The organism is Nitrospirota bacterium (assembly GCA_040752355.1).
In the GTDB taxonomy this organism is placed as follows: Bacteria; Nitrospirota; Thermodesulfovibrionia; order Thermodesulfovibrionales; family Dissulfurispiraceae; genus JBFMCP01.
This window is the reverse complement of the sequence record JBFMHE010000011.1, coordinates 16614-41272: the sequence shown is the minus strand read 5'-3', so window position 1 is coordinate 41272 and position 24659 is coordinate 16614. Positions and strand designations below refer to the sequence as shown.

Here is a 24659-nt window from a genome sequence, read left to right as displayed (position 1 = left end):
TATAACGGAGCATGGGGAGCGATGTTCAACAAGTATAAAATCATCCATTTTGTCGGCATCGGGGGGGTCGGCATGAGCGGTATCGCCGAGGTGCTGCATAATCTCGGCTACGAGGTGACCGGCTCCGACATGCGGGAGTCGGATACCACCGCGCGCCTGCGGGCGCTGGGCATAAAGGTGTATATCGGGCACGGCGCGGAGAATGTCGACCGCGCTCACGTCGTCGTCATCTCCTCGGCGGTGGCCCCGGACAATCCCGAGGTCATCGAGGCAAAGCATCGCGCCATCCCGGTCATCCCGCGTGCGGAGATGCTCGCCGAGCTGGGGAGGCTCAAGTACGGCATACTGGTTGCCGGCGCTCATGGAAAGACGACGACCACCTCGCTCATCGCCACTACCCTCGGCGAGGGCGGTCTCGACCCGACCGTGGTCATCGGCGGCAAGCTCAATGCCATCGGCAGCAACGCAAAGCTCGGGCAGGGCGTCTACCTCGTCGCCGAAGCCGACGAAAGCGACGGCTCCTTCCTGAAGCTCAGCCCGACCATCGCGGTCATCACCAATATCGATAAAGAGCACATGGATTATTTCAAGGATATCGAGGCGCTCAAGCAGGCCTTCATCTCCTTCATCAACAAGATACCGTTTTACGGCCTGGCGGTGGTCTGCATAGAGAACAGCCATGTCCGGGAGATCCTTCCGTCCATCCAGCGCAAGGTGCTGACCTACGGGTTTTCCCCCAAGGCGGATATCTATGCGCGGAATATCAGGAATCTCGGCACCAGGATGAGCTTCGAGCCGGTCTTCAAGGGCGGCTCGCTGGGCACCTTTGCCATCCCCATTCCGGGCGAGCACAACGTGCTCAACAGCCTCGCTGCGATCGCCACCGCCATCGAGCTGCAGATCCCCGTCGCGAAGGTTGCGCGGGCCCTCGGCAATTTCAGCGGCATCCATCGCCGGTTCGAGCTCAAGGGAGAGAAACGGGACATCAAGGTCTTCGACGACTACGGCCACCATCCCTCGGAGGTGCAGGCGACGCTGAAAGCGGCGCGGCAGTGTTTCGACGGCCGCCGGGTCCTGGTCCTGTTCCAGCCCCACCGCTATACGAGGACCCGGGACGCGCTCGACGAGTTTGCCGTGAGCTTCTGTGATGCCGATCGGCTGTTCCTGATGGACATTTATCCTGCCGGCGAGAGGCCGATCGAGGGCGTTACCGCCGCGGCGCTCGCCGAGGCGATAGAAAAAAGCGGCTTCAAGAGTATAGACTACATACCTGAGCGGAAGGACATGATCGCCCATATAACGGCGCACCTTTCACCCGGAGACGTACTCATCACGCTCGGCGCGGGCGATGTCTACAAGATGGGCGAAGAGATTCTGAAGGCGTTGTAAGAGGCAGGGGAGCACCGGGGGGCAGCGCCGGTGAGTGTGTAACAAACGGTCGAGAGAAACGAGAGGACGGGAGATTCATGATAACGGCGAAGCGTATCGGCGTTCTTGCCGGAGGGACCTCGGCGGAGCGCGAGGTCTCCCTCAGAAGCGGCAGCGCGGTGCATAAGGCGCTGTTGAGCCGCGGCTATGATGCGGTATTCATCGATGCGGGAGAGGACCTCTGCGAGGTCCTGAAGCGCGAGCGGGTGGAGCTCGCTTTTGTGGTGCTGCACGGCGGAGCAGGGGAAAACGGCGCTGTGCAGGGACTCCTCGAGGTGCTCGGCGTTCCCTATACCGGCTCGGGCGTCATGGCGTCAGCGCTCGCCATGGATAAGGAGGCCTCGAAGATGGTCTTTTCCTATCACGAGATACCGGTGACTCCCTTCATGGTGGTGCGGCGGGGGCAGCTCGGCAGCGGCAGCCGGATCAACCTGCAGCTCCTCATCACCATGGTCGGCATCCCGCTGCCCTGGGTCGTAAAGCCCGCCACCGAGGGGTCGAGCATCGGGGTCAGCATCGTGAAGGAGGAGGGCGAGATAGAGGACGCGGTGAGGGACGCCTTTGCCTACGGAGACCGCATCATCATAGAAACGTTCGTGAAGGGCAAGGAGGTGCAGATCGGCATTCTCGACCAGCGCGCCCTCGGCGGCGTCGAAGTGAGGCCGTCGCGGGAGTTCTACAGCTACGAGGCGAAATATACCCCCGGCCTCACCGAGTACATCCTGCCCCCCGAGATCGATAGCGCCGCGTACACCGTGCTCGAAACACTCGCGCTCCGCGCCCACCGCGCACTGGGATGCAAGGGGGCTACCCGCGTCGATTTCATCCTCGATGAGGCGAACAACCCTTACCTCCTCGAAGTGAACACCATCCCGGGGATGACGGAGACGAGCCTCCTTCCGAAGATAGCCCGGCTCGCGGGCCTCGAATTCCCCGACCTGATCGAGGAGATACTCGCCTGCGCGGCAGGAGAGCGAGCTCACTCATGACCGGCATCGGTCGTTGAAATGAAGAGGAGGAATCTCAGATCGTTACAGCGAAGGAAGGAGAGAAGGCGGCTGCGCAGCGTGGTGCTCCCGCTCTCTCTCATGCTGATCATCGGTCTCGGCTTCTCCCTGCTGATCAAGCACCTGGTGACCGTAAAGGATATCGTGTTCATCGGTAATCATCATTTGAAGAACGAGGAGCTGAAATCCCTGATCAGGGTCAGGACGGGCGACGAGCTCTTCGCGCGCTCCGGCAGAGAGCTTTATGGAAATCTCAAGCGGTCGCCCTGGATCAAAGAGGTGGCGGTCCGCAAGGAGCTCTCGGGGAGGGTGCTCGTCAAAGTTACCGAGAGGGTCCCTGTCGCGATCCTGAGCCTCGCGGGCGCGCCGTATCTTATCGACAATGATGGCCGGATACTCGAGCAGCTCAGGGAGGGCGCCCTGCTCCTCCTGCCGGTCATCAAGGATATCGATCCCTCGGTCAACAGGGCGACCTATGCGGAGGCGGTGCGCTTCATGGGCGTGCTGCGGGCGAGGAATGTCGTCGCCTATGACGGCGATATCGTCATCACCGGGGCGCGGCCCGAGGACCTCACGCTCACTGTCGAAAATGTAGCGGTGAAAGTGGGGATGGGGGACTTCGAAAAGAAGCTCGAGCGGCTCGAGTTCGTCAAGGACGAGATCCAGAGAAGAAACATGCAGGTCGATTCCATCGATCTGCGCTTCGCCAACAAGATCGTAGTGAAGCCGGTAAGCCAGGCATCCCCGGATGTGCAGCCGCAGGGGGAAGAGCAGCATGGAAAGAAGAAAAAGAGATAACCCGGTCGTCGTCGGTCTCGACGTGGGCACGACCAAGGTATGCGCCATCGTCGGAGAGCTCGGGGCCGAGGGCGTCACCGTACGCGCGGTGAGCTCGCATCCCTCCTCGGGGCTGAGGAAAGGGGTCGTCGTCGACCTGGAGGCGACGGCCGCGACGATCAAGAAGGTGATCGCGGAGATCGCGGAACAGGCGGGTGTCGGGACCAGGGAGGTCTACGTCGGCATCGCCGGGAGCCATATAAAGAGCGCGAGCAGTTACGGGGCGGTCGGTATCAAGGGAAAAGAGGTCACCCCCGAGGACGTTGAGCGGGCGATTGATGCGGCGAGCGCCATCTATGTCCCTCTCGACCGGGAGATACTGCATGTGCTCCCCACCGACTTCATTCTGGACGGGCAGGACGGGATCAAAGACCCCGTGGGCATGGCGGGCGTGCGGCTCGAGGTCAAGGTCTGTATCGTCACCGGCGCGGTCACTTCGGTGCAGAACCTGATCAAATGCTGCGAGCGCGCCGGCCTCGAGGTTGCCGATATCATCCTGCAGCCGCTCGCTTCTGCCGAAGCGACGCTGACGCCCTATGAGCGCGAAATGGGCATCATGCTGGTCGATGTCGGCGGCGGTACGACAGATATGGCGATGTACCAGGATTCGTGGCTGCGGCATACCGCGGTGCTGGGGATCGGCGGCAACCATTTTACCAACGACCTCGCGGTCGGGCTGCGGCTTCCCTTCCATGAGGCGGAGCGGGTGAAGAAGCATTACGGCTCTGTAATTCCTTCCGATCTCACGCCGCTCCCTGCCGGTACGAATGGGGACGCCGAAGTCGAGGTCGTCTCCCTCGACGGGCAGGTGCGCGGCATTCCGAAAAAGTATATCGAGGAGATCCTCCACCCCAGGGCCGAAGAGCTGCTGGAGCTCATCAACGAGGAGATGCGGACCGTGCAGGGGGGCGGTATCGCGATTGCCGGGGTCGTCCTCACCGGCGGCTCGTCGCTGCTTGCGGGGTTCGATCGGATGGCTGAAGCGGTCCTCTCGATGCCGGTCAGGATCGGGTATCCGGGCAGGGCGCTGGACCGTTTCCCGGATGATGCTCCTGCCCCGCTCCCGGTCAACGGGCTCGAGGAGGCCTTCGACAGTCCTCTGTATGCCACCGGCATCGGCCTGGTCCTGCACGGCGCCGAGGTGCTGCTGCCCGCTGAAAACAGTGCGGTTTCTTCGGCGGTGTTGAGCAGGATCGTAACGAGGATGACGGGCTGGTTCAAAAAAATCATAAGGAAAAAGTAGGAAGTAAACGGAATAAATCATTTCGACCTCTTACTTTTTATTTTTTGCCAAAGGGGGTTATCATGTTTGAGCTCCAGGATGTGGGAAGGCTTATCGCGAAAATAAAGGTGGTGGGCGTCGGCGGCGGCGGCGGTAATGCGATCAACAGCATGGTCGCCGCCAACCTGTTCGGCATAGAATTCATAGCGGTGAACACCGACAGCCAGCACCTCGACGCCTCGCTGGCCCCGGTGAAGGTACAGATCGGCGCCGACCTGACCAAGGGACTCGGCGCCGGCTCGAACCCCGTCATCGGGAGGGAGGCGGCGTTCGAGGACAGGGACTCTCTCCTGGGCTGCATCGAAGGCGCCGATATGGTCTTCATTACCGCAGGCATGGGAGGCGGCACCGGCACCGGCGCTGCCCCGGTCATCGCGAGCATGGCGAAGGAGCTGGGCATCCTCACCGTGGGCGTGGTGACGAAGCCGTTCTACTACGAAGGGAGAAAGCGGGCGATCAATGCGGAAGAGGGCATCCGTGAGCTCAAAAAGCAGGTCGATACCCTCATCGTGGTCCCCAATGACCGGATCCATCTCGTCGTCGAGAAGGGGACGCCGCTGCTGAAGTCCTTCTCGGTAGCGAACGATGTGCTGCGCCAGGCCATACAGGGCATCTCCGACCTCATCCTCATCCCCGGCCTCATCAACCTCGATTTCGCGGATGTGAAGTCGGTCATGGAGAATGCGGGGAAGGCGGTGATCGGCGTGGGCTGCGGCGAGGGAGAAAACGGCGCCTTCGAGGCCGCGAAGCGCGCGATATCGAACCCCCTTCTCGAGGAGTCGTCGATCGAAGGGGCGAAGGGCATTCTCATCAATATCACCGGCGGTCTCGACATGTCGCTCGACGCCGTTCAGCAGGCGGCCTCGCTCATCCACGACTCGGCCCACGACGATGCGAATATCATCCTGGGCGCGGTCATCAACCCGGACATGGAGAGCGGCGTGCGGGTGACGGCTATCGCCACGGGGCTCGAGGACAGGGTGGAGAAGGCCGAGCTGCCGCAGATCAGGAAGTGGACGCCGAAGAAAGAGCCGGTCAGCCTCAAGGGTTCCGAGAGAATATTATCGAAGAGCATGCCCCTGCCCCCGGCTCGGGAGCCGCTGAAGGAGACGGTGAGCGAGACGGGAGAGAGCTACAGCGCTTCGCCGTCGAGGCGCGAGGAGCTGCCGCTCGAGCCGCTCGAGAGGGTTTCGGAGAGCGCGCCGCATCAGCAGCAGAAGCGCCCGGCCGACGCCCCGGGCTCCTCTCCGGACAAGCAGCTCTCGCTGAACGATGCCGCGGCTGGAGCAGAGGACCTCTACGATATTCCTACCTTCCTGCGTCGGCAGTCAGGGGCCTCGTAAGCAGAGCACGTGCAGGGGATCGGAGGAGCGAGGCGAGTCATTTTCGCTCATTCTCGCAAGGCATCCACGCCTTGCTCCGAGGCGGGGCAGCCCGCTCCGCCATCCTGGCTTCGCCCGGGCTGCCCAAGCCGCTCCAAATGCCTCACCTCGCTCCTCCTCCGGCTCCTCGTTTGCAGCACGCCGGCCCGCGTGATGAGTTACAATAGGAGTATGATTGCTTCCGCATACTCATCACGCGTTGCGCGTCGCGCAGCGCGGTCGTTGCCGTGAATCGACGGCTTCTCGAAAAGGCCGCTGCCCTCCTTGCCAGGGAAAAGGGTACGATCTATAAGGACCCGGGGGGCAGGATACGGATATGCCTCGTCTATCCCAATACCTACCGTGTGGGGATGTCGAACCTCGGCTTCCAGGGCATCTACGGGCTCCTGAACAGCCGCGATGATGTCGTCTGCGAGCGCGCCTTCCTCCCTGATGAAAAGGACCTCGAGGAGCACCGCAGAACAGGGACGCCCGTCTTTTCCCTCGAGTCGCGGCGGCCTCTCGATCAGTTCGACATCGTCGCTTTCTCGGTCTCCTTCGAAAACGACTATCCCCATCTCATCCGTATCCTCGACCTCTCCCGCATTCCCTTCCGCACTGCCGCGCGTACGCGGTATCATCCCCTGCTGATCGCAGGAGGGGCGTGCATGTCGTTCAACCCCGAGCCGCTCGCGCCCTTCCTCGATGTCGTCTTCATCGGCGAGGCAGAGGAGGCGCTCGGGGAGTTTCTGGATTGTTACCGCCGGCAGGCGGACCGGGATGTTCTGAAGAGAGCGCTCCTGATGCTGCAGGGAGTCTATGTCCCCGAATTTTACGATGTTGCCTATGATGCCGAGGGCAGGGTCGCCCGGAGGAGCGCACAGGGCGGCGTGCCGGAACGGGTGGAGCGGCGCATCCAGCGCGACCTGTCGCGCATGCCGATGTCGACCGCCGTGGTCACCCCCGAGGCAGAATTTTCGGGGATGTATCTGATCGAAGCGATGCGGGGCTGCCCCTGGAGCTGCCGCTTCTGCCTGGTCGGGCATACCTATAATCCACCACGGAAAAAAGATATCGCTGCCATCACCGGCGAGATCGAGCGGGCAAAGGACCATGCGGCTGATACAGGCGAGGCGGCGCGGGCCGGTCAGACGAAGGCAGGCCAGACCAGGATAGGCTTAATCGGCCCCTCGCTCTCCGATTACCCCTACGCGAAAGAGGTCCTCTGCATGGAGGGCGTCGAGTTTTCGATCACCTCGCTCCGCGCCAGTGCGAAGAGCGCCGGGCTCGTCGAGCTGCTCAAGAGGCATAAGAGCGTCTCTATCGCGCCCGAAGCGGGTACGGAGCGGATGAGAAGCGTGATCGACAAGAGGATCACCGAACAGGATATCCTGGAGACGGCGCAGCTCATCTTGACTGCCGGCATCGAGACCCTGAGACTCTACTTCATGATCGGGCTGCCGACCGAGACGGAGGAAGATGTCGCCGGTATCGCCGGACTGGTGAAGAAGATACGGGCGCTCTCCGCAAGGGGCTCTCTCGTAGCGAGCATCAGCACGTTCGTCCCGAAGCCCTTTACCCCTTTTCAATGGCACCCCATGGAGGCGCTTGATTCGGTGAAGAGAAAGATGAAGACGATAAAGGATGCGGTAAAGAATGAGCGGGGTATCAAGGTATTCCACGATGTCCCGAAGTATGCCTTCATGCAGGGGCTCTTCAGCCGGGGCAGCCGGCGCATCGCCCCGGTGCTCGAAGCGATGGCTCATACCGACGACTGGAGGGCGGCTTCTGCTGCAGCGGGGATATCTCCGGAACCCTGTCTTTTCCGGGCAAGAGGGTTTGACGAGGTCCTGCCGTGGGATTTCATCGATGCCGGCATCTCCAAAGAGAAGCTCTGGTCCGCGTATAACGAAGCGCTGGCAGGCGAAAGGATATCCTGAGTTGCTGAATAAAAACATGCTTCAAACCTTAAAAAGGGGCATAATATATATAAGAAGAGGGCGGGATACCCGCTCTGTGGAAGCCGGTATGCAGGAAGAAAACGGTTTTTTGGTAACAGCTACTGCCGGATGGCCGGCTGGAAGATGGCCGGAGAGAAGATGGCCGGAGGAGGTTCCCATGAATGATGATGATAGGAGGGGAGACACCTCTACCTTGTCGTTATGGACTGATTTCAGGCGATACCATATCAAGGAGAACTGGTGCTGCCTTGCCATCAAGGAGAGCGGCATCGATTTCCTGCCTCTCGAAGAGGTCTATCCTGACTTCAGCCTGCACCGGATCAAGCTGAACTTCTGCCCTCACTGCGGGCAGCGGCTGAGAACGAGCAGTGAATGGTATGTGTAAGCACCTGTCGTCCTGTACACCACGAGTGGTGTCCCGCCCTCTTTCCCGTTAGAAACGCATCTCTGCCGGCTGCGAGACAGTGGCCCGATCCGAGGAGACCTGCGGCGCAATTTCGAAGATGAAATCGATTTCCAGAGGCGCATCGAGCGGGAGGACGGCCACGCCTATCGCTGTCCGGGTGTGTCTCCCCGCGTCTCCGAGTATCTCGAAGAGCAAGTCCGATGCTGCATTGAGCACCTTCGGCTGCTCCGCGAAATCGGGAGCGGAAGCCACATAGCCGTTGAGGCGGACGCACCGCTTGACCCGTTCGAGGCTCCCCAGGAAGGATGTCACGACGGCGAGAGCGTTGATAACGATCTGTCGGGCATCCTCCCGGGCATCTTCCGGCGATACCGTATCGCCGACCTTGCCCCTCCTGGCGAGTGCGCCTTCGCGCAGGGGGAGAATTCCGCTCACATACAGGAGGGTTCCTGTCTGGACACAGGGAACATAGGCGCCGAGCGGCTGCGGCGCTTCCGGCAGCGTGATGCCGAGTGACTTCAGTCTCTCTTCAGGTGTCATCTCCTATAGCCCCAGCTCTTCCGGCACCCCGATCTTGCCGAGTACCGCTGAAGCTGCGGCTACGGCCGGGTTGGAGAGGTAGACTTCGCTCTCGGGATGGCCCATCCTGCCGACGAAGTTCCTGTTCGTCGTCGCCAGCGCACGCTCTCCCTTCGCCAGGATACCCATGTGGCCGCCGAGGCAGGGACCGCAGGTCGGGGTCGAGACCACCGCCTCTGCGTCGATGAAGATATCGATGAGCCCCTCCTGCATCGCCTGCTTGTAGATCAGCTGCGTTGCGGGGATCACGATCATCCTGACATTGGCATTGACCTTTCTGCCCTTGAGCACCTGCGCTGCCTCGCGCAGGTCCTCGAGCCTTCCGTTGGTGCAGGAGCCGATCACGACCTGATCGATGGTGATATGGGCGAGCTCCGCCGCCGGCTTGGTATTCGAAGGCAGATGAGGGCAGGCGACCGTGAGCGGTATCCTCGAACAGTCGTACTCCCTGATCTCCGCATAGCGCGCCCCGGAGTCGGAGGTGTAGAAGGTATAAGGTCTCCGTGTCCTCCCCTTTACATAGTCATCGGTAACGGCATCGGGCACGATGACGCCGTTTTTTCCGCCGGCTTCGATCGCCATGTTGCACATGGTGAGACGGCCGTACATGGGGAGGCTCCGTATCGCCTCGCCCTCGAACTCCATCGCCCGGTAGAGCGCACCGTCCACACCGATATCGCCGATGGTATGGAGAATGAGGTCCTTGCCGCCGACCCACTTGCTCAGCTTCCCGCGGTAGACGAACTTCATCGATTCGGGCACTTTGAACCAGCACTCCCCGGTCGCCATGGCGGCTGCGACATCGGTCGAACCGACGCCGGTCGCAAAGGCGCCGAGGGCGCCGTAGGTGCAGGTATGGCTGTCGGCGCCGATAACGAGATCGCCCGGCCCGACCAGCCCCTGCTCGGGCAGGAGCGCGTGCTCGACGCCCATCCTGCCTACCTCGAAGTAGAGGTCGAGGCGCTGCTCGCGGGAAAAGTCCCGCAGCATCTTGCACTGCTCGGCAGCCTTTATATCCTTCTGGGGAGTAAAGTGGTCGGGGATGAGCGCCACCCGCTCCTTGTCGAAGACCCCCTTCGCGCCGGTCTTCTTGAACTCCTGAATGGCTATGGGAGCGGTGATGTCATTGGCAAGGATCAGATCGACCTTTGCATTTATCAGCTCGCCGGGGGATACTTCCTTTTTGCCGGCATGGGCTGCAAGAATCTTCTCGGTAATCGTCATGGTCCCTCCAGGATGAAATCATTGAAAAAGCTATTATATCGTTATGAAAGGGGGATTGACAAGGGCGGGGTGCGTCGATTGACGTGGGTAGGGCAATATGCTATGGTATTCCACCATGGCAGAACCGCTGACCTCCATCAGCAGCAGAAGGAATCCCAAGCAGGTATTGCGGGTATTCACGGTGTTCTCGGTCCTCTCGGTTATCTCCATCCTCCTGCTCGTGAGCGGCGGTATCTACCGCATACTTTCCTCCCATATAATCCGCGAAGCTGAAATGAACTCGATGAGCGTTGCCTATGCGATATACGAGCGGGAGCAGGAGAGGCTGGTTTCAGCAGGAGCGGACGGCAAGCAGACCTTTTCCATTTCCCCGGAATATCTCCCTGAGCTTGACCTGAGGATGAAACGATACCTTCACCCCTTCAATATGTATAAGATCAAGCTCTTCGATGCCGGCAAGAGGGTTGTTTACAGCACTGATCATTCGATTGTCGGAAGAGTGGATGCCAAGAACGAATTGCTGGCACGGGCGCTCAAGGGCGAGATTGCTTCCACAATATTGAAAAAAGACGGCATCCTCGACCTCGAGGGAGAAAAACGCTTCAATGTCGATGTGGTTGAAACATACCTGCCGATTATCAATGACGATCATGAGGTGATCGGGAGCTTCGAGGTATATATCGACATCACCCGCTATAAGAACGAGATCAAGAAGGTTATGCTGTCGCTTTCCCTCATCCTCTCCGCCGTGCTGTTCTTTGTGTTCGGCATCCTTTTCGGGCTCATGAGCAAATCGACGAAGGAATTGACCGAGACACAGAAAGAGCTCGAAAGAATGGCAAAGACCGACGGTCTGACCGGTCTGTTCACCAGGGGCTACCTGATCACGAGGGCGGAGGAAGAGTTCTCGAAGGTGGTGAGGCACAGCGACGGCAGGATTATAAAGAATTTCCTGGGATTCATCATGGTCGATGTCGATCATTTCAAAGACATCAACGACCGGTACGGACATCTTGTCGGGGACGAAATACTGAGGAATCTATCGAGCCTTATCAGGAGCTCGATTCGTGTCTACGACTTTGTGGGCCGCTATGGCGGTGAAGAGTTTCTCGTGGTGCTGCCGAATACCGACTTCGAGGAGACCCTTACTATCGCACAGCGCATACTGCGGATGGTGAGGGAGACCCCCTTTACCGTGCCCGGCGGGCAGACAATAACCATTACGGTGAGCCTCGGTATCTCCTGTGTCTCCGGCAGTGACAAGGACATGGACGCCGCCCTGAAAAAGGCGGATGACGGCTTATACAAGGCGAAAAACTCCGGGCGCGACCAGGTCGCCTGGATAGCATAGCATTCCCGGCCGTGCGTACCTGAAACTGGGCCGGCCGTTTCCCTAACGGTTATGGCACCGTAAGCAGTTGAGCCCGTCGCTTGCCTTGAACGCCCTCTCCCCGTTGTGGCATGCCCCGCAGAACTTTCCTGCCTTTATATCGGACATTTTGAATCTGGCGGCGCCCTTTTTTTGATCGAAAACCTGCGGGTGGCAGTCGACACAGGAGACCCCATGGTCTGCATGAACGCTGCCGCTGAAGACCACGGCGCCCATCGCTGTCTTCCACGTCACCTTCTTGCCGGGTGGAACTGCGGTTGCACTGCCCGATAAAGCGAGATGCAGGATAAGAGCCGAAAGGAAAATAGGCATCCTCATAAGATCGGTGCTGCAGCCCTCCTCGCGTCCGACGCGGACACCGGCTGCCCCCCTTTGATGATTGATCCCCAGGGCCGGAGACCTTGGGCTCCATTATAAACAAAACGGCCCCCCTGTTTTCAATCCCCCGAAGTGTCTCATCAAAAATCTGTTCGAAGTGGATCCCTCTATCAGGTCCCCTGTTCAGGGCCTCGGGCGAAAGTCTCCTCTTTCAGGTGTCCGGGGGAACTAATGGTATAATCATAAAGGTGATTTCTCGTACACGGAGGAGGCGTATGCCCTATGTCAACATCAGGATAACCAAGGACGGAGCGACACAGGAGCAGAAGGCGCAGCTCATCAGCGGCGCTACGAAACTGCTGGCCGAGGTGCTCGGAAAGAACCCCCAGACGACGATGGTCATTATCGACGAGGTCGAGACCGATAACTGGGGGATCGGCGGGGAGTCGGTGACCGTCCGCCGGCAGCGCGGCTGACCGTCGTGGAGCAGCGGTGGGGAATATCGTCGAGAGGATAGGGGAGAAGAGCTGGAGGGCGGGTCTGGTTGCCCTCCTGTTCCTCTCCCTCGTCGCCTGCGCTTCAGTCCCGCGGGATACCGGGTTCGATGAGCTTTTCGATGCTCCCGCCTTTGCCGCTGCGCGGTGGGGCGCGGCCGTGAGGTCGACCGAGACCGGCCGGGTCGTCTACCGGCGTGATGAACAGAAGGCGTTCACTCCCGCCTCGAGCATGAAGCTGTTCACCACCGCCGTCGCCCTCGTAAAGCTCGGCCCCGAGTTCAGGTACACCACCGAGCTCTCGGCGGTCGGCGAAGCAAAGGACGGCATACTCCACGGCGACCTCGTGGTGCGCGGCAGCGGCGACCCCACGCTTTCGGCGGCGGTGTTCGAAGCATGGATTGAGAAGCTTATCGCCGGAGGCATACGGGAGATCAGGGGCAGGGTTATCGGCGACGATACCGCCTTCGACGACCAGCTCCTGGGAACAGGATGGTCCTGGGATGACGAGACCTTCGGCTATGCGGCGCAGATCAGCGGTCTCACGTTCAACGACAACAGCATAACCGTCCACATAACGCCGGGACCCCATGCCGGCGACCCGGCGACGGTGAAGATTACTCCTGACACCCGGTACGTGACCGTCATAAACCAGGCTGTCACCGCTCCGGCAGACCGGCCCAACGCGCTCCGTTTTGTTCGCGAGCCCGGCGCTAATCGCATCAGGATTTCGGGCTTCATAGCAGCGGCGTCGCAGCCGCTCTCCCAATCCATCAGCGTTCATAACCCGACACACTTCGCGGCCACTGTTTTGAAGGAGATGCTCGAATCGAAGGGTATTGCTGTTTCGGGAGGCGCCCTCGACATCGGCGAGCTGCGTACGTCGCCTGAGTACGCCTCCTCGAAGACCGTCGCCGTTTATACCTCGCCGCCGTTATCCGACCTCATCAGGATCACCAACAAGCTGAGCAGGAACCTCTATGCCGAACAGCTCTTCAGGACCATAGGAAAGGTCATCGGTGGGGAGGGATCGACGGCCCGGGCGTCAGCGGTGATGAAAGATACGCTTGCCGCGATGGGGATACCTCCCGAAGCGGTCGCCATACACGACGGGTCGGGCCTCTCCCGGCTCAATCTCGTGACGCCGCTCCACACCGTGATACTGCTCGATGCCATGGCGAAGCACGAGCACTTCAGCTATTTCTATGACTCGCTTCCGGTTGCGGGAGTCGACGGCACGCTCGAACGGAGGATGAGAAGCACGGGAGCCGAGAGCAATGTCCGCGCCAAGACCGGCTATTTCAGCCAGGTGAGGGCGCTCTCGGGCTATCTCGCGACACGTGAGGGCGAGCTGCTCGCCTTTTCCCTCCTGGCGAACAACTATCTCGGCTCTCCTGCCGATACGCGCGAGTTGCAGGATCGCTTCTGCGACCTGCTCTCGACCCTTTCGCGCCAGCGCTAAGCGCAGCTCTCCTGCTCCGTAAGAGACCGAATCTCCGGAAAGACGAGGGCCTCGTGAGTTGAGCACGGGTAGCCGGCAGCCGGCCGCGGCAGAAATACCCTGCCCGCGGAATCTAGGTCCCCAGATCCTTCAACTCTCCGGGCAGCCTCTTCGGCCTGCCGTCTTTATCGATGCAGGCGAAGGTGACGTGCGCCTCGGCGAGGAGAGCGTTATCGCGCAGGACCTGGTTCTTCAGGGTCATCGAGGCGTTGCGGATTTCGGTAACCTCCGTGGTGATGTCGATGAGGTCGCCGAGGCGGGCGGGTTTTTTATAGGAGATGTCGACGCGGGTGACGACAAGAAAGAGTCCCCGGTAATGGAGGTCGGCGACGCTGATGCCGCGCTCTGAGAGGAATTCGGTGCGCGCGCGTTCGAGGAGGCCGAGATACCTGCCGTAGTAAACGACACCGCCTGCATCGGTGTCTTCGTAGTAGACTTTTATTTTTATGCTGTGGGGCATGATACGAAAATAAGTATAACAGTTTTTCCGGTGGAAGAAGAACGTTTTTTGCCTGAAAGAAGAGGGAATATCTGCGGCTATACGGTTAGATCGATCTGCTGCAGCGTTCCGGCGCTGCCGCTTTCCGTGAGATAGACGCCGGCGCTCTTTGCTTCTCCCCTGGATGTATTCGAGGCATCTTTCATATCGAATTTCGTTGTGATGCTGCCCAGGAAGAGCGCGCCGATGTTCTTTTCATCGAGCGTGGAGAGCGTATCTTCCCCTCCCGCGTTTTTCATCCAGATGCGGAGCTGTGAATAGACTGCGTCGGCCTCGTCGATCCAGTTATTACCGTCCTGATCGAATGCCGCCAGCTCGGTGAATCCGTTGCCGCTTGCCGGACCGAAGAGCTCGCTGCCGCTGCTGATGACGCCGTCGCCATTGCTGTCGAGTGCGAGAAATCCGCTTCCCGGCTTGAGGAGCGCGATATGCTCTTTTTTACCGTCACTGTTCAGGTCGAACTCAAAAGAGGTTTCAGCCAGCTCGACTGCTTTCCCATCGAGATTGATAACGAGCGGGTCGATCTTCCTGGCGTCTCCCTCCCGTATGCTCAGGCTGTTCTCGACTACGAACGATCTGCTCATGGCAAGCGCCGTGCTGAAGCGCAGCTCGGCGCCGTCGGCAGTCTTTACTGTTCCCTGCGCACGGAAGACCAGGGTCTCATCTTCACGAAGCGATTCGCGGCGGTCGTACTCGACGCCCCATCCCGCACCCTGCTGCGCCGGAACCGCTTGGTCCGGCGCAGCGACCTGCACGTCTATGACAGCTGATTTAGGGTCGTGCAGCTCGGGGAGGGAGATATCGATATCCTTGCCGGTCAGCGCTTTTATCAACGCCTTGATAAGCAGCATATTCATCCTCTCTTTGGGGCCGAGGCGGATATGGCCGTCTTCGGTAGTACCCCCTTGCGAGGCAGACACTTCTACGGCGGTTGTGCTCACAGTAACGGAGACCGGGAGAGACCGGTTGGGGGGAGTAGTGCCGGAGCCGGGCCTCTCGTTACCGATCCAAACATTCAGCGTCTCTTTGCGGGAGTATGCTTTCCCCGAAGAGCTGCTGCTGTGCATGACGATGTCCGAGCTGCCTATTTTCATGGTGCGGTACTCTCCTCCGTACAAGATGAACGGCTGGAACGGGCGTCGCACCCGTCGAATGTCCTGCTCTTTGGTTCAGTTATCGGTGAATCGGGCTGAAACTTTGGAGCTGCCGCTTGACGGGAGTTATATTCTTACTATAAAGTAAGGATAGATATTATTTGTAAGGAGGTATGCACCTATGCCTGTCTCCCTGATTACCTCGAAAGGGCAAACCACTATCCCCAAAAGGATAAGGGAACACCTGCATCTCAATCCCGGCGATAAGATCAATTTTGTTATACAAAACGACGGCAAGGTCGTGCTGCAGCCGGCTACCGTTGATATCAAAGAGCTCGAAGGAATCCTGCACCGGCCTGGAATGAAGCCCGTCTCTACCGAGCAGATGCAGGCAGCAATCAAAAAACGTTTTAAAGGCGCCGGCACGCGATGAGCGGTCTTGATACAAATGTACTGGTTCGCTATCTTGTCAGGGATGATGAAAAGCAGGCACAAAAAGCGTCTGCCTGCATCGCGAAAATCATTTCAGCAGGCAAGAGCTGCTTTCTGAGCCATATAGTCCTTTGCGAGCTGGTATGGGTGTTGGAATCTGCGTATGGGTACGACAAGAAGGAAATAGCCGGCGTACTCGAAAAAATACTCGCCACAAAACAGTTCGAAATCGAAATGAAAGATCTCGTTCATCAGGCGGTTCATGATTACACGACCGGCGCTGGGGATCTAGCCGATTACCTCATTGGCCGGAATAATCATAGCGAGGGGTGTGACACTACCTATACGTTCGACCGCGCTTTAAAAGGCAGTTCTCTTTTTTCATTGCTGTAATTACGGGGCGAGATCAGAAGGGCGACCAGGCAGCTTCCGGTTGTTTTGAACAAACCCTGAACAGAAGGTAAAAGTCTGTACTTGGTTGGTCTCCCAGGCAGTGTACGATAACGCCCCATTCATCAGTTCTCGCATATTCTCCCCTGTGAAACGCATTGGCAGTACCGGACTATCCTGCTCTATTCCTATTAAATCGTACAGTTTTCCGACACCGTGTCGGAAAACTGTACAGTTTCCTAAAGACTAATGTCACATAATCAATAACTTATGGAGTGGCTTGGAAATTGCTTGCAATAGACCATCTTAAATACTAGAACAGGGGTAAGTAATGAGACGGACAATTGTTTTACTTATTGCAGCAGTGATCATTGCCGCACTTTCGGCGCAGGCGCAGGCTACCTTGATTACCCGTGGAACGGATACTCTCGGTAATAAGCTGATCTACGACACCGATCTGAACATCACCTGGTATGACTATACGAATGCTCCTGCCTCATGGCAGAATCAGATGGCCTGGGCGTCCGGCCTGACAGTTACCTTCAACGGCACCATTTATGATGACTGGCGTCTGCCGTCGACAGTGGATGGCCTGGCTGTTTACGGTTATGACGGCACAACTACGGTGGGCTACAACATCACCAGCAGCGAGATGGGGCATCTGTTTTATACTGAGCTAGGGAATAATGGGTGGTTAGACACTTCAGGCAAAATTCAAAATAGCATGGGCTTACTCAATACCGGAGACTTTGTGCACTTGACCTCTTCCTTCTACTGGTCTGGTACGACGTATTCAGCCGGTACGTATGACGCGTGGGGTTTCGATACCCCCGTGGGCGCTCATGGAGTGGGCGGTAAGTTCTACAACTTCTCCGCGCTTGCCGTGCGTCCCGGAGATGTTGCGGCGGTGCCTGAGCCGGGCACAGTGCTTCTGTTTGGCTTAGGGCTGGTGGGGTTGGCAGCGAGGACAATGATGTCAAAGCGGCGACGCGGGTAATTTGATGATGTGAGTAATCTGGTCTTTGGAGGGCAGGGGGAAGTTCCCCCTGCTTTCCTTTTTTCGTGATGTGCAAGAAAGTCGGTTAGGGTAAAATCTTGTGGAAATCGGGGATGTGTCCCGCATTTCTACCGAGAGTTCGTCAGGAAATCGGGGATGTGCCCCGCATTTCTAAAGGGAAGCGGGCTCCTACAGCATCTTCTGCATCCATATGGTATCGAATGCCTGCCCGTTCTTCCTGCCCACGCCCTTGAACCGGCCGCATTCGACAAAGCCGTTCTTCCTATGGAACAGGATGCTCCCGGGGTTCAGGGAGGATATGTGGGCCAGGATAATACGTATGCCCTTTTTCCTTCCCTCGGCTTCGAGGTAGCTGAGCAGGGAGCCTCCGATGCCTTTTCCCGTATGCGCTGGGTCCATAAAATACGTAATCTCCGCTGTTTCTGAAAAGGTATCTATGGGATTATGCGCGCGGAGCAGGCCGAAGCCGACTACCTTCTGCTGAGGGTCTCTTACCGCTGCAGCAGGATATCCCTCGCACATCTTCATGAAGTGGTCGAATGCCTCATAGGGCAGCTTGTTCTGCGGATATGCCGCAAAGGAGTGCTCAACGTAGTAATTGAAAATATCGATAATTGCTGTCCGGTCTTCGCTGGTAATCGGAGAAATAGTATAGTCCATATTCAACCCCTCATCTATCAGCTGTAGTGGGCAATCACCCTGCATACTTTACCCTGCGGATCGAAGAACATCGTCTCGATCGCCATCTTCCCCATGACGGATTTATAGTAGAGCGCAAGAGATTCTACACTGCGGGTCACATCGACCAGGGTGAACGTGAGGTCCGGCACCTTCCGGAGGGCGGCCTGCCAGTACGTCCGGACATGGTCCTTCCCTTTTATCGTCCCAGAGTCGAGGCCAAGGGCCACTTTAATCATCGGGCTTGTCACCTCGACGTCTTCAACTGTAGTGGTTGAGAATCCTGTCAAGATCGTGCGAGTTCCATGCGTTGATCCATTCTTGTGCAAATACCGCCGGCTCGGGAATCATGTTCATCTCCTCCTGCGCATTATTCACCTTTTCCATCTCTCAATCGATTTTGTACCTCGGCATCAGCGCGAACACACCCCAGCCCAGGTATTCACGAGTGTAAGCGGCGTAGCGCTCGGGTTCCGAGGTCAGTTTGGCTCGGACATCTTTGGCTAACTCGTCGTCGGGATTGGCTTCTAGCCATCGGCGCATGGTGAGCCATTTGGCCGCCTCGTATCTGTCCCAGCCGTCTTGGTCTGCCAGAACCATCTCAACTACGTCGTAGCCGAGGTGGCCGAAAGACGCGAGAAGTTCTGGAAGCATGAGAAAGTCGGAGATTGAGTTGGCAAGACACCCCTTGGCAACATCTTCCGTCGGCGGTAACTGCCGCCAGTAGGGTTCGCCGATGAGGATGATCCCTCCGATGCGGAGGCTCTGCGACAGAAGCTCGATAGTGCCGATGACTCCCCCGGCAATCCAAGTGGCGCCGACACAGGCTGCCACACCGACCTTCTCGTCAGAGACGTAGCCGGCAGCATCGCCATGGATGAACTTGACGTGATGGGCAACGCCGAGTTCTTCAGCGCGGAGTTTCGCTTGCTCGGTGAACAACTGGCTCATGTCAATGCCGGTTCCGATGACTCCGTAATCGCGTGCCCAGGTGCACAGCATCTCACCCGAACCGCTGCCGAGGTCGAGCACTCGGGTCCCCGTTTCCAGACGCAGCGCTGCGCCGAGAGTGGCGAGCTTTTCGGGTGTGAGTGGGTTATGGATGCGGTGAGCACTTTCGGTGATGTTGAAGATCCGTGGAATGTCCATTTCGGGAAATCTCCTTATGGGTGTGAATAGATTCGGTCACGGCCTAACCAGCTATCAGATAGTTTCTCGATACTACCAGACTGCCTGTGCAAGTTCAAGAAAAAAGCTTGATGTAAAAGGTTAGACTTAATCTGACATTGACTGCCAGGACGAGTTCCGGCTTTCATGTAACGGCCGGCAGGCCGATGCATTCGGCGATATAGTACTTTTCACTTATTACGGTTCCGTTACCTTGCACGCACCCATCCCTTCGGCTTTTCGGACGAGCTTGCGGTCGAAGGTCAAAAACGACCGGCATTCCTGGCATACCGCATAATCAAATAGACTGTCAATGAGCCGGGAGCAAAATAAGCCGGATAGGTAGGGACATACTGACCAGCGAAGAGGCGGGGGATACGGCTTCGCCTCTTCCTCTGAGCTGTTTTCGCGCAAGCCTCTACTGCTGCTTCCGTGCTGCCAGCTTGTTGAGGGCGTTGATGTACGCCTTTGCAGCGGCGACGATGATGTCCGTGTCCGCGCCGTGGCCGCGGACGGTCCTGCCGTCTTCCTCGAGTGTTGCAAAGACCTCGCCGAGGGCGTCCGTACCGCCGGTGATGCTCTTTATCTCGAACTTGAGGAGATTGCTCTTTGTCTGCGTAATGGCCGAGATGGCCTTGTAGACCGCATCCACCGGGCCGTCGCCGTGCTCCATCCTGTCGACGACCGTGCCGTTCATCTTCAGGCGGAGGGCTGCCGTAGGCTTCACGTTCGTTCCGCTCGAGACCGAGAGGTCGACGAGACTGTAGGTCTCGGGGATCTTCGAGACCTCTTCGGAGATGATCGCCTCGAGGTCCTCGTCGAAGATATCTTTCTTCTGGTCGGCGAGGTGCTTGAACTTCTGGAAGGCCGTCTCGATCTCGTCGCTGCTCAGCTCGTACCCCAGCTCCTGGAGCCGTGTCTTGAAGGCGTGGCGGCCCGAATGCTTTCCGAGGACCAGCTCGGTGCGGTGCAGCCCGATATCCTCGGGCCGGATGATCTCGTAGGTCATCTTTTCTTTCAGCAGGCCGTCCTGGTGAATGCCCGACTCGTGGGCGAAGGCGTTGGCGCCGACGATTGCCTTGTTGGGCTGGACAGGGATGCCGGTGATCCTCGTGATGAGCCTGCTGGTGCGGATGATCTCTTTCGTGTTGATGGCGGTCTCCGCATCGTAGAAGTCCCGCCGCGTCCTGAGGTTCATGACGACCTCTTCCATGGAGCAGTTGCCTGCCCGCTCGCCGATGCCGTTGACCGTGCACTCCACCTGTCCCGCGCCGTTGAGGATCGCGGCGAGGGAGTTGGCGACCGCCAGGCCGAGGTCGTTATGGCAATGCACCGAGATCACGGCGCTGTCGCCGATCTTGTCCTTGATCGCCCTGATGAGCGCGCCGAACTCGCCAGGCGTCGTATACCCGACGGTGTCCGGGATATTGACGGTCGAAGCCCCGGCTTCTATGACCGCCTGGACAACCTCGATGAGGTAGGGGATTTCGGTCCTCGTCGCGTCCATGGGCGAGAACTCTACATCCTCCGCAAGGCTCCGCGCGAGCGTGACCATCTCTACGGACCGCTTGAGCGCCTCCTCGCGGCTCACCCTGAACTGGTACTTCAGGTGGATGTCGGAGGTGGAATGGAAGGTGTGTATCCGCCGCTGCGGCGCATCCTTGATCGCCTCGTAGGCGCTCTTGATATCCGCCTCCTTGGCCCGGGCGAGGCCGACGATGGTGGCGCCGGGCACTTCGTTCGCAATGCGCCTTACCGCCTCGAAGTCTCCGGGCGACGCGATCGGGAATCCCGCTTCGATGCAATCGACCCCCAGTTTGACGAGCTGCTTCGCGACCTGCAGTTTCTCATCAACATTCATTGACGCGCCGGGAGACTGCTCGCCGTCGCGGAGCGTGGTGTCGAATATCCTGATGGTCCTCATTCCTTCTTCTCCTTGTCTTCTGCTCTCCTCATGGGGTGGGGAGGCGCGCCCTGCTGTTCCGCCAGCTTCATTTTCCTCTTCTTGATGAGAAGATAAATGTTCTCAATTATACCCCAAGCAAGGTAGATCATTGCAAAGATGAAGATCGCCGTCGACGGGTGAATGAGGAGCACGAAGAGGATGAGCACAAAGATGATGAGGGCCCAGAAGGGCTTCTTCTCCCTGAAATCGACCTCCTTGAGGCCGTGGAACTTGAGCGTGCTGACCATGAGCAGCGACAGGAGGATGACGATCACCGGGAAGAAGACATGCTTCTCGGGAATTCCCTCCCAGAACTCATAGTAAAAGATAACGATCGACGCCAGGACCGTTGCGGCGCCGGGAATGGGGATGCCCTTGAAGGCCTTCGAGCCCGAGGTCCCGGTCTGGACATTGAAGCGCGCGAGCCGGAGCGCGCCGCAGGCGACAAAGAGGAACGCCGCAGCCCACCCGAGCCTCCCGAAGGGGAAGAGCGCCCATTTATACATCATGATCGAAGGCGCGACACCGAAGGCGATGACATCCGAAAGAGAGTCGAGCTCGATGCCGAAGCGGGTGCCGGTATTGGTGAGCCGGGCGATCCAGCCGTCGAGACCGTCGAAGATATTGGCGATGATGATCGCCCACGCCGCGTGAAGGAAATTGCCGTTGATCGCCGCCATGATCCCGAAAAAGCCTGCGAACATGCCGCAGAGCGTCAAGGTATTCGGCAGCAGGTAGACGCCCTTCTTCGGCTTTCTCTCTCCCTCGTGCCGCTGTTCAAAGGTCATGTGGCATTACCCCCTGTCGTTCCCCATAGCGCCGAGGATCGTCTCCCCCGCTGTTACCCTATCCCCTAATTTTACTTTAATTTCCGTGTTTTCAGGAAGATAAATATCGAGGCGGGAGCTGAACTTTATGATGCCGTACCGCTCTCCTTTTTTGAGCCGGTCGCCCGGCTTCACCCTGCAGACCGCCCGGCGCGCTATGGCGCCCGCCACCTGGCGCACCAGGACCCTGCTCCCGGTCCCCTTCAGGATCATGGTTATGTTTTCGTTCTGGAGGGACGCCTCGGGCTTGAATGCCGAGATGAATTTCCCCGGTGTATGCACCACCGATTCCACGACGCCGTCGCAGGGAGCCCTGTTCACATGGACATTGAGGGGAGACATGAAGATGCTGATCTCGGTGGAGCGATCGGCAAAGCAGGCATCGCCGCTGACATTCTGTATGAGAATGACCCTCCCGTCCGCAGGAGAGAGGAAGAGGTCTTCTCCCCCGGGGATGTTCCTCTCGGGATCCCTGAAAAAGTAGAGCATGAAAAGGGTGAGGAGAAGCGGCAGGAGCGCAGCCCAGACCCCTCCAACGAGATAGAGAAGTAACGTAAGAATGCCGAACCCGGCGATGAACGGATACCCTTCTGGGGCGAATTTGATCGGTGCGTTCATAGCGTTTATAGCGTTATAGCGTTATAGCGTTTATGGCGCCATAACGTTTTAATGAACACTTCTCTGTGCAATAAACGCCACAACGCTATGAACGCCACAAACGAAACTTACGCTTTCGACTTATCGACGAGCTTGCCTTTCTTGAGCCAGGGCATCATCGCCCTGAGCCGGGCGCCGACCTCTTCGACCGGGTGCTCTTCTCCCTTCCTGGTGAGCGCATTGAAGACCGGCTTGTTCACCCTGCACTCGAGCAGCCATTCGCGGGCGAACTTGCCGTCCTGTATCTCGGAAAGGATCTTCTTCATCTCCTTCTTGGTCTCGTCGGTGATGATCCGCGGCCCCCTCGTCAGGTCGCCGTACTGCGCGGTATTGCTGATGGAATAACGCATGTTGGTAATGCCGCCCTCATAGATGAGATCGACGATGAGCTTCACTTCGTGGAGGCACTCGAAATAGGCCATCTCCGGGGCGTAGCCCGCTTCGACGAGGGTCTCGAACCCCGCCTGAATGAGCGCCGAGACGCCGCCGCAGAGGACCGCCTGCTCGCCGAAGAGGTCGGTCTCGGTCTCTTCTCTGAAATTCGTCTCGATGATGCCGGCCCTGCCGCCGCCGACGCCAGAGGCATAGGCGAGCGCAACGTCCTTCGTAGTGCCCGACGGGTCCTGATGGACGGCGATAAGGCAGGGAACGCCGCTGCCCTTCGTGTATTCCGACCTCACGAGGTGGCCCGGGCCCTTGGGCGCTGCCATGAAGACATTGGCGTCAGCCGGGGGCACGATCTGGCCGAAGTGGATGTTGAAGCCGTGGGCAAAGGCGAGAGAGACGCCCTTCTTCATATTCGGCGCGATCTCCGCCTTATAGACATCGGCCTGGAACTCATCGGGGAGCAGGATCATGATAATGTCCGCGATCTTCGCCGCCTCGGCAGGCTCCATGACCTTGAAGCCCGCCGCCGCCGCCTTGTCCCAGCTCGAGCCTTTCCTTACACCGATAGTGACATCCATGCCGCTGTCCTTGAGGTTATTCGCATGGGCGTGGCCCTGGCTCCCGTATCCCATTATGACGATCTTCTTGCCTTTCAGAACTTCCGGCCTGGTGTCCTTGTCGTAATAAATCGTGATCACGTCAGTCCTACCTCCTGCGGTATTAAACCTTCAACTCCGGCCCAAAGGGTGAAGCATATATATTACATATTTTACAAAATAATTTCAGGCACTCCCAGCGAAAAGAGAATCGGGACGCGCCATCGGGGCATGAAAAATAAACGGATCTGAGCTCAACGTATCTGCTTCATTTGCGATAGAATGGAGGGATGGAAAACGCATGGGTAGGGCTCTCCCTCCTGGCAGCCTTCTCTCTCGCCACGAGCGACGCTTTTGCCAAAAAGGCGCTCGCCGCGCATAATGAGTACCTCATCGCCTGGCTCCGGCTGGTAGTGGCGCTCCCCGGCCTCTTTGCGATCCTCTTGTTCATCCCCATCCCCCCGCTCGACAAAGAGTTCTTTGCCGCGTCGCTGATTGCGCTGCCCTTCGAGATCGCCGCCATGGTGCTCTACATCAAGGCGTTGAAGGTGTCGCCGCTCAGCCTTACGCTCCCTTTCCTCTCGCTCACGCCGGTCTTCCTCATCGCAGTACCCTATCTCCTGCTGGGGGAGGAGATTTCCGTACAGGGGGCGCTCGGCGTGCTGCTCATTGCGGCTGGCGGCTATGTGCTCAACCTGAAGGAGTTCAGGAAAGGGGTCCTGGAGCCCTTCCGTGCCATAAAGCGGGAGCGCGGGTCGCTGTACATGATCCTCGTGGCGCTCCTCTTCAGCATCACCTCGACCCTCGGCAAGAGCGCCATCGAGCATTCGTCGCCGCTCTTTTTTGCCGCAGCCTACTACACGGCGCTGGTCATGCTCTTTACGCCCATAGCGCTCTATAAAGGAAGAGAGGAGGCGAGGGGGCTGCTCCGCAACGGCACGCTCAAGGCCGCCCTGCTGCCCGGACTCTTTCACCTCTCCATGATCATCGCGCACATGATCGCGATCAGCCTCACCAAGGTCGCCTACATGATCTCGGTGAAGCGGCTGAGCCTGCTCATCGGCGTGCTCTACGGCTCGCTGTTCTTCGGAGAGCCGAACGTGCGGGAGCGGTTGGCGGGAGCGGTGATGATGCTGGCGGGCTTTGCATTAATTGTGCTGTCGCGATAAAAGAGGCAGAAT

27 protein-coding genes are annotated in these 24659 nt (G+C 58.6%); 14 read left to right on the top strand and 13 right to left on the bottom strand.

The features are described from left to right. The first annotated feature begins 21 nt into the window (after positions 1-21). The 7 genes from murC (at position 22) to AB1805_09400 (ending at position 8261) form a co-directional block, all read left to right on the top strand. Complete coding sequence (gene murC, locus AB1805_09430) at positions 22-1389, top strand: UDP-N-acetylmuramate--L-alanine ligase (protein MEW5745639.1); 1368 nt, start codon at positions 22-24, stop codon at positions 1387-1389. 77 nt (positions 1390-1466) lie between these two features. Then, on the top strand, positions 1467-2417 hold the full coding sequence (locus AB1805_09425; GenBank protein ID MEW5745638.1) for a D-alanine--D-alanine ligase: 951 nt from the start codon (positions 1467-1469) through the stop codon (positions 2415-2417). An 18-nt stretch (positions 2418-2435) separates the two neighbouring features. Then, complete coding sequence (locus AB1805_09420) at positions 2436-3233, top strand: FtsQ-type POTRA domain-containing protein (protein ID MEW5745637.1); 798 nt, start codon at positions 2436-2438, stop codon at positions 3231-3233. After that, on the top strand, positions 3211-4515 hold the full coding sequence (gene ftsA / locus AB1805_09415) for a cell division protein FtsA (GenBank protein MEW5745636.1): 1305 nt from the start codon (positions 3211-3213) through the stop codon (positions 4513-4515). The genes AB1805_09420 and ftsA overlap by 23 nt, the downstream gene beginning before the upstream one ends. 62 nt (positions 4516-4577) lie before the next feature. Beyond that, positions 4578-5897, top strand: coding sequence for a cell division protein FtsZ (gene ftsZ, locus AB1805_09410; GenBank protein ID MEW5745635.1), 1320 nt, complete (start codon positions 4578-4580; stop codon positions 5895-5897). Positions 5898-6163: 266 nt separating this feature from the next. Further along, positions 6164-7855, top strand: coding sequence for a radical SAM protein (locus tag AB1805_09405; GenBank protein ID MEW5745634.1), 1692 nt, complete (start codon positions 6164-6166; stop codon positions 7853-7855). A 178-nt stretch (positions 7856-8033) separates the two neighbouring features. Further along, positions 8034-8261, top strand: coding sequence for a hypothetical protein (locus tag AB1805_09400; GenBank protein ID MEW5745633.1), 228 nt, complete (start codon positions 8034-8036; stop codon positions 8259-8261). A 48-nt stretch (positions 8262-8309) separates the two neighbouring features. On the opposite strand, the gene AB1805_09395 is transcribed toward AB1805_09400, so the two are convergent. Further along, complete coding sequence (locus tag AB1805_09395) at positions 8310-8822, bottom strand: RidA family protein (GenBank protein MEW5745632.1); 513 nt, start codon at positions 8820-8822, stop codon at positions 8310-8312. A gap of 3 nt (positions 8823-8825) precedes the next feature. Then, complete coding sequence (gene leuC / locus AB1805_09390) at positions 8826-10085, bottom strand: 3-isopropylmalate dehydratase large subunit (protein MEW5745631.1); 1260 nt, start codon at positions 10083-10085, stop codon at positions 8826-8828. A gap of 115 nt (positions 10086-10200) precedes the next feature. Between leuC and AB1805_09385 the strand changes: the two genes are divergently transcribed. Next, on the top strand, positions 10201-11436 hold the full coding sequence (locus AB1805_09385) for a GGDEF domain-containing protein (protein ID MEW5745630.1): 1236 nt from the start codon (positions 10201-10203) through the stop codon (positions 11434-11436). Positions 11437-11478: 42 nt separating this feature from the next. On the opposite strand, the gene AB1805_09380 is transcribed toward AB1805_09385, so the two are convergent. Next, a complete protein-coding gene (locus tag AB1805_09380) occupies positions 11479-11793 on the bottom strand; it encodes a c(7)-type cytochrome triheme domain-containing protein (protein ID MEW5745629.1) in 315 nt (104 codons plus the stop codon). A gap of 275 nt (positions 11794-12068) precedes the next feature. On the opposite strand from AB1805_09380, the gene AB1805_09375 reads away from it, so the two are divergent. Beyond that, the gene (locus AB1805_09375; protein ID MEW5745628.1) at positions 12069-12269 is read left to right on the top strand and encodes a 4-oxalocrotonate tautomerase family protein; all 201 of its coding nucleotides are present in this window, start codon (positions 12069-12071) and stop codon (positions 12267-12269) included. 16 nt (positions 12270-12285) lie between these two features. Next, complete coding sequence (gene dacB, locus AB1805_09370) at positions 12286-13749, top strand: D-alanyl-D-alanine carboxypeptidase/D-alanyl-D-alanine-endopeptidase (protein ID MEW5745627.1); 1464 nt, start codon at positions 12286-12288, stop codon at positions 13747-13749. 112 nt (positions 13750-13861) lie between these two features. Here the strand turns inward: dacB and AB1805_09365 are convergent, their stop codons facing one another. Continuing rightward, positions 13862-14248: a YbgC/FadM family acyl-CoA thioesterase gene (locus tag AB1805_09365; protein ID MEW5745626.1), complete on the bottom strand. Its 387-nt coding sequence runs from the start codon at positions 14246-14248 to the stop codon at positions 13862-13864. Between the two features lie 77 nt (positions 14249-14325). Continuing rightward, positions 14326-15381 carry a hypothetical protein gene (locus AB1805_09360; GenBank protein ID MEW5745625.1) on the bottom strand — a complete coding sequence of 352 codons (1056 nt, stop codon included), beginning with the start codon at positions 15379-15381 and terminating at the stop codon, positions 14326-14328. Between the two features lie 181 nt (positions 15382-15562). On the opposite strand from AB1805_09360, the gene AB1805_09355 reads away from it, so the two are divergent. The 3 genes from AB1805_09355 to AB1805_09345 all read left to right on the top strand — a co-directional run bounded on the left by AB1805_09355 (position 15563) and on the right by AB1805_09345 (position 17200). After that, the gene (locus tag AB1805_09355; protein MEW5745624.1) at positions 15563-15814 is read left to right on the top strand and encodes a type II toxin-antitoxin system PrlF family antitoxin; all 252 of its coding nucleotides are present in this window, start codon (positions 15563-15565) and stop codon (positions 15812-15814) included. Beyond that, the gene (locus AB1805_09350; GenBank protein ID MEW5745623.1) at positions 15811-16206 is read left to right on the top strand and encodes a type II toxin-antitoxin system VapC family toxin; all 396 of its coding nucleotides are present in this window, start codon (positions 15811-15813) and stop codon (positions 16204-16206) included. Before AB1805_09355 ends, AB1805_09350 begins: the two co-directional genes overlap by 4 nt. Before the next feature lie 328 nt (positions 16207-16534). Then, a complete protein-coding gene (locus AB1805_09345) occupies positions 16535-17200 on the top strand; it encodes a PEP-CTERM sorting domain-containing protein (GenBank protein ID MEW5745622.1) in 666 nt (221 codons plus the stop codon). A gap of 189 nt (positions 17201-17389) precedes the next feature. Here AB1805_09345 and AB1805_09340 read toward each other — a convergent pair whose 3' ends face one another. From AB1805_09340 to ilvC, 8 genes are all read right to left on the bottom strand, one after another. Continuing rightward, positions 17390-17881: an N-acetyltransferase family protein gene (locus tag AB1805_09340; GenBank protein ID MEW5745621.1), complete on the bottom strand. Its 492-nt coding sequence runs from the start codon at positions 17879-17881 to the stop codon at positions 17390-17392. 17 nt (positions 17882-17898) lie between these two features. Next, on the bottom strand, positions 17899-18138 hold the full coding sequence (locus AB1805_09335) for a nuclear transport factor 2 family protein (GenBank protein MEW5745620.1): 240 nt from the start codon (positions 18136-18138) through the stop codon (positions 17899-17901). A gap of 22 nt (positions 18139-18160) precedes the next feature. After that, on the bottom strand, positions 18161-18286 hold the full coding sequence (locus tag AB1805_09330; GenBank protein ID MEW5745619.1) for a nuclear transport factor 2 family protein: 126 nt from the start codon (positions 18284-18286) through the stop codon (positions 18161-18163). Positions 18287-18289: 3 nt separating this feature from the next. Then, positions 18290-19048 (bottom strand): class I SAM-dependent methyltransferase, encoded by a 759-nt coding sequence (locus AB1805_09325; GenBank protein MEW5745618.1) that lies wholly within the window; start codon positions 19046-19048, stop codon positions 18290-18292. A gap of 436 nt (positions 19049-19484) precedes the next feature. Continuing rightward, on the bottom strand, positions 19485-20990 hold the full coding sequence (locus tag AB1805_09320) for a 2-isopropylmalate synthase (protein MEW5745617.1): 1506 nt from the start codon (positions 20988-20990) through the stop codon (positions 19485-19487). Next, complete coding sequence (gene pssA / locus AB1805_09315) at positions 20987-21799, bottom strand: CDP-diacylglycerol--serine O-phosphatidyltransferase (GenBank protein MEW5745616.1); 813 nt, start codon at positions 21797-21799, stop codon at positions 20987-20989. Before pssA ends, AB1805_09320 begins: the two co-directional genes overlap by 4 nt. A gap of 6 nt (positions 21800-21805) precedes the next feature. Continuing rightward, positions 21806-22456: a phosphatidylserine decarboxylase family protein gene (locus AB1805_09310; GenBank protein ID MEW5745615.1), complete on the bottom strand. Its 651-nt coding sequence runs from the start codon at positions 22454-22456 to the stop codon at positions 21806-21808. 107 nt (positions 22457-22563) lie between these two features. Then, positions 22564-23577 (bottom strand): ketol-acid reductoisomerase, encoded by a 1014-nt coding sequence (gene ilvC / locus AB1805_09305; protein MEW5745614.1) that lies wholly within the window; start codon positions 23575-23577, stop codon positions 22564-22566. Positions 23578-23768: 191 nt separating this feature from the next. Here ilvC and AB1805_09300 point away from each other — a divergent pair, with 191 nt between their 5' ends. Beyond that, entirely contained in the window at positions 23769-24647 is an 879-nt protein-coding gene (locus tag AB1805_09300; protein ID MEW5745613.1) for a DMT family transporter, read from the top strand. The last annotated feature ends 12 nt before the right edge of the window (positions 24648-24659 follow it).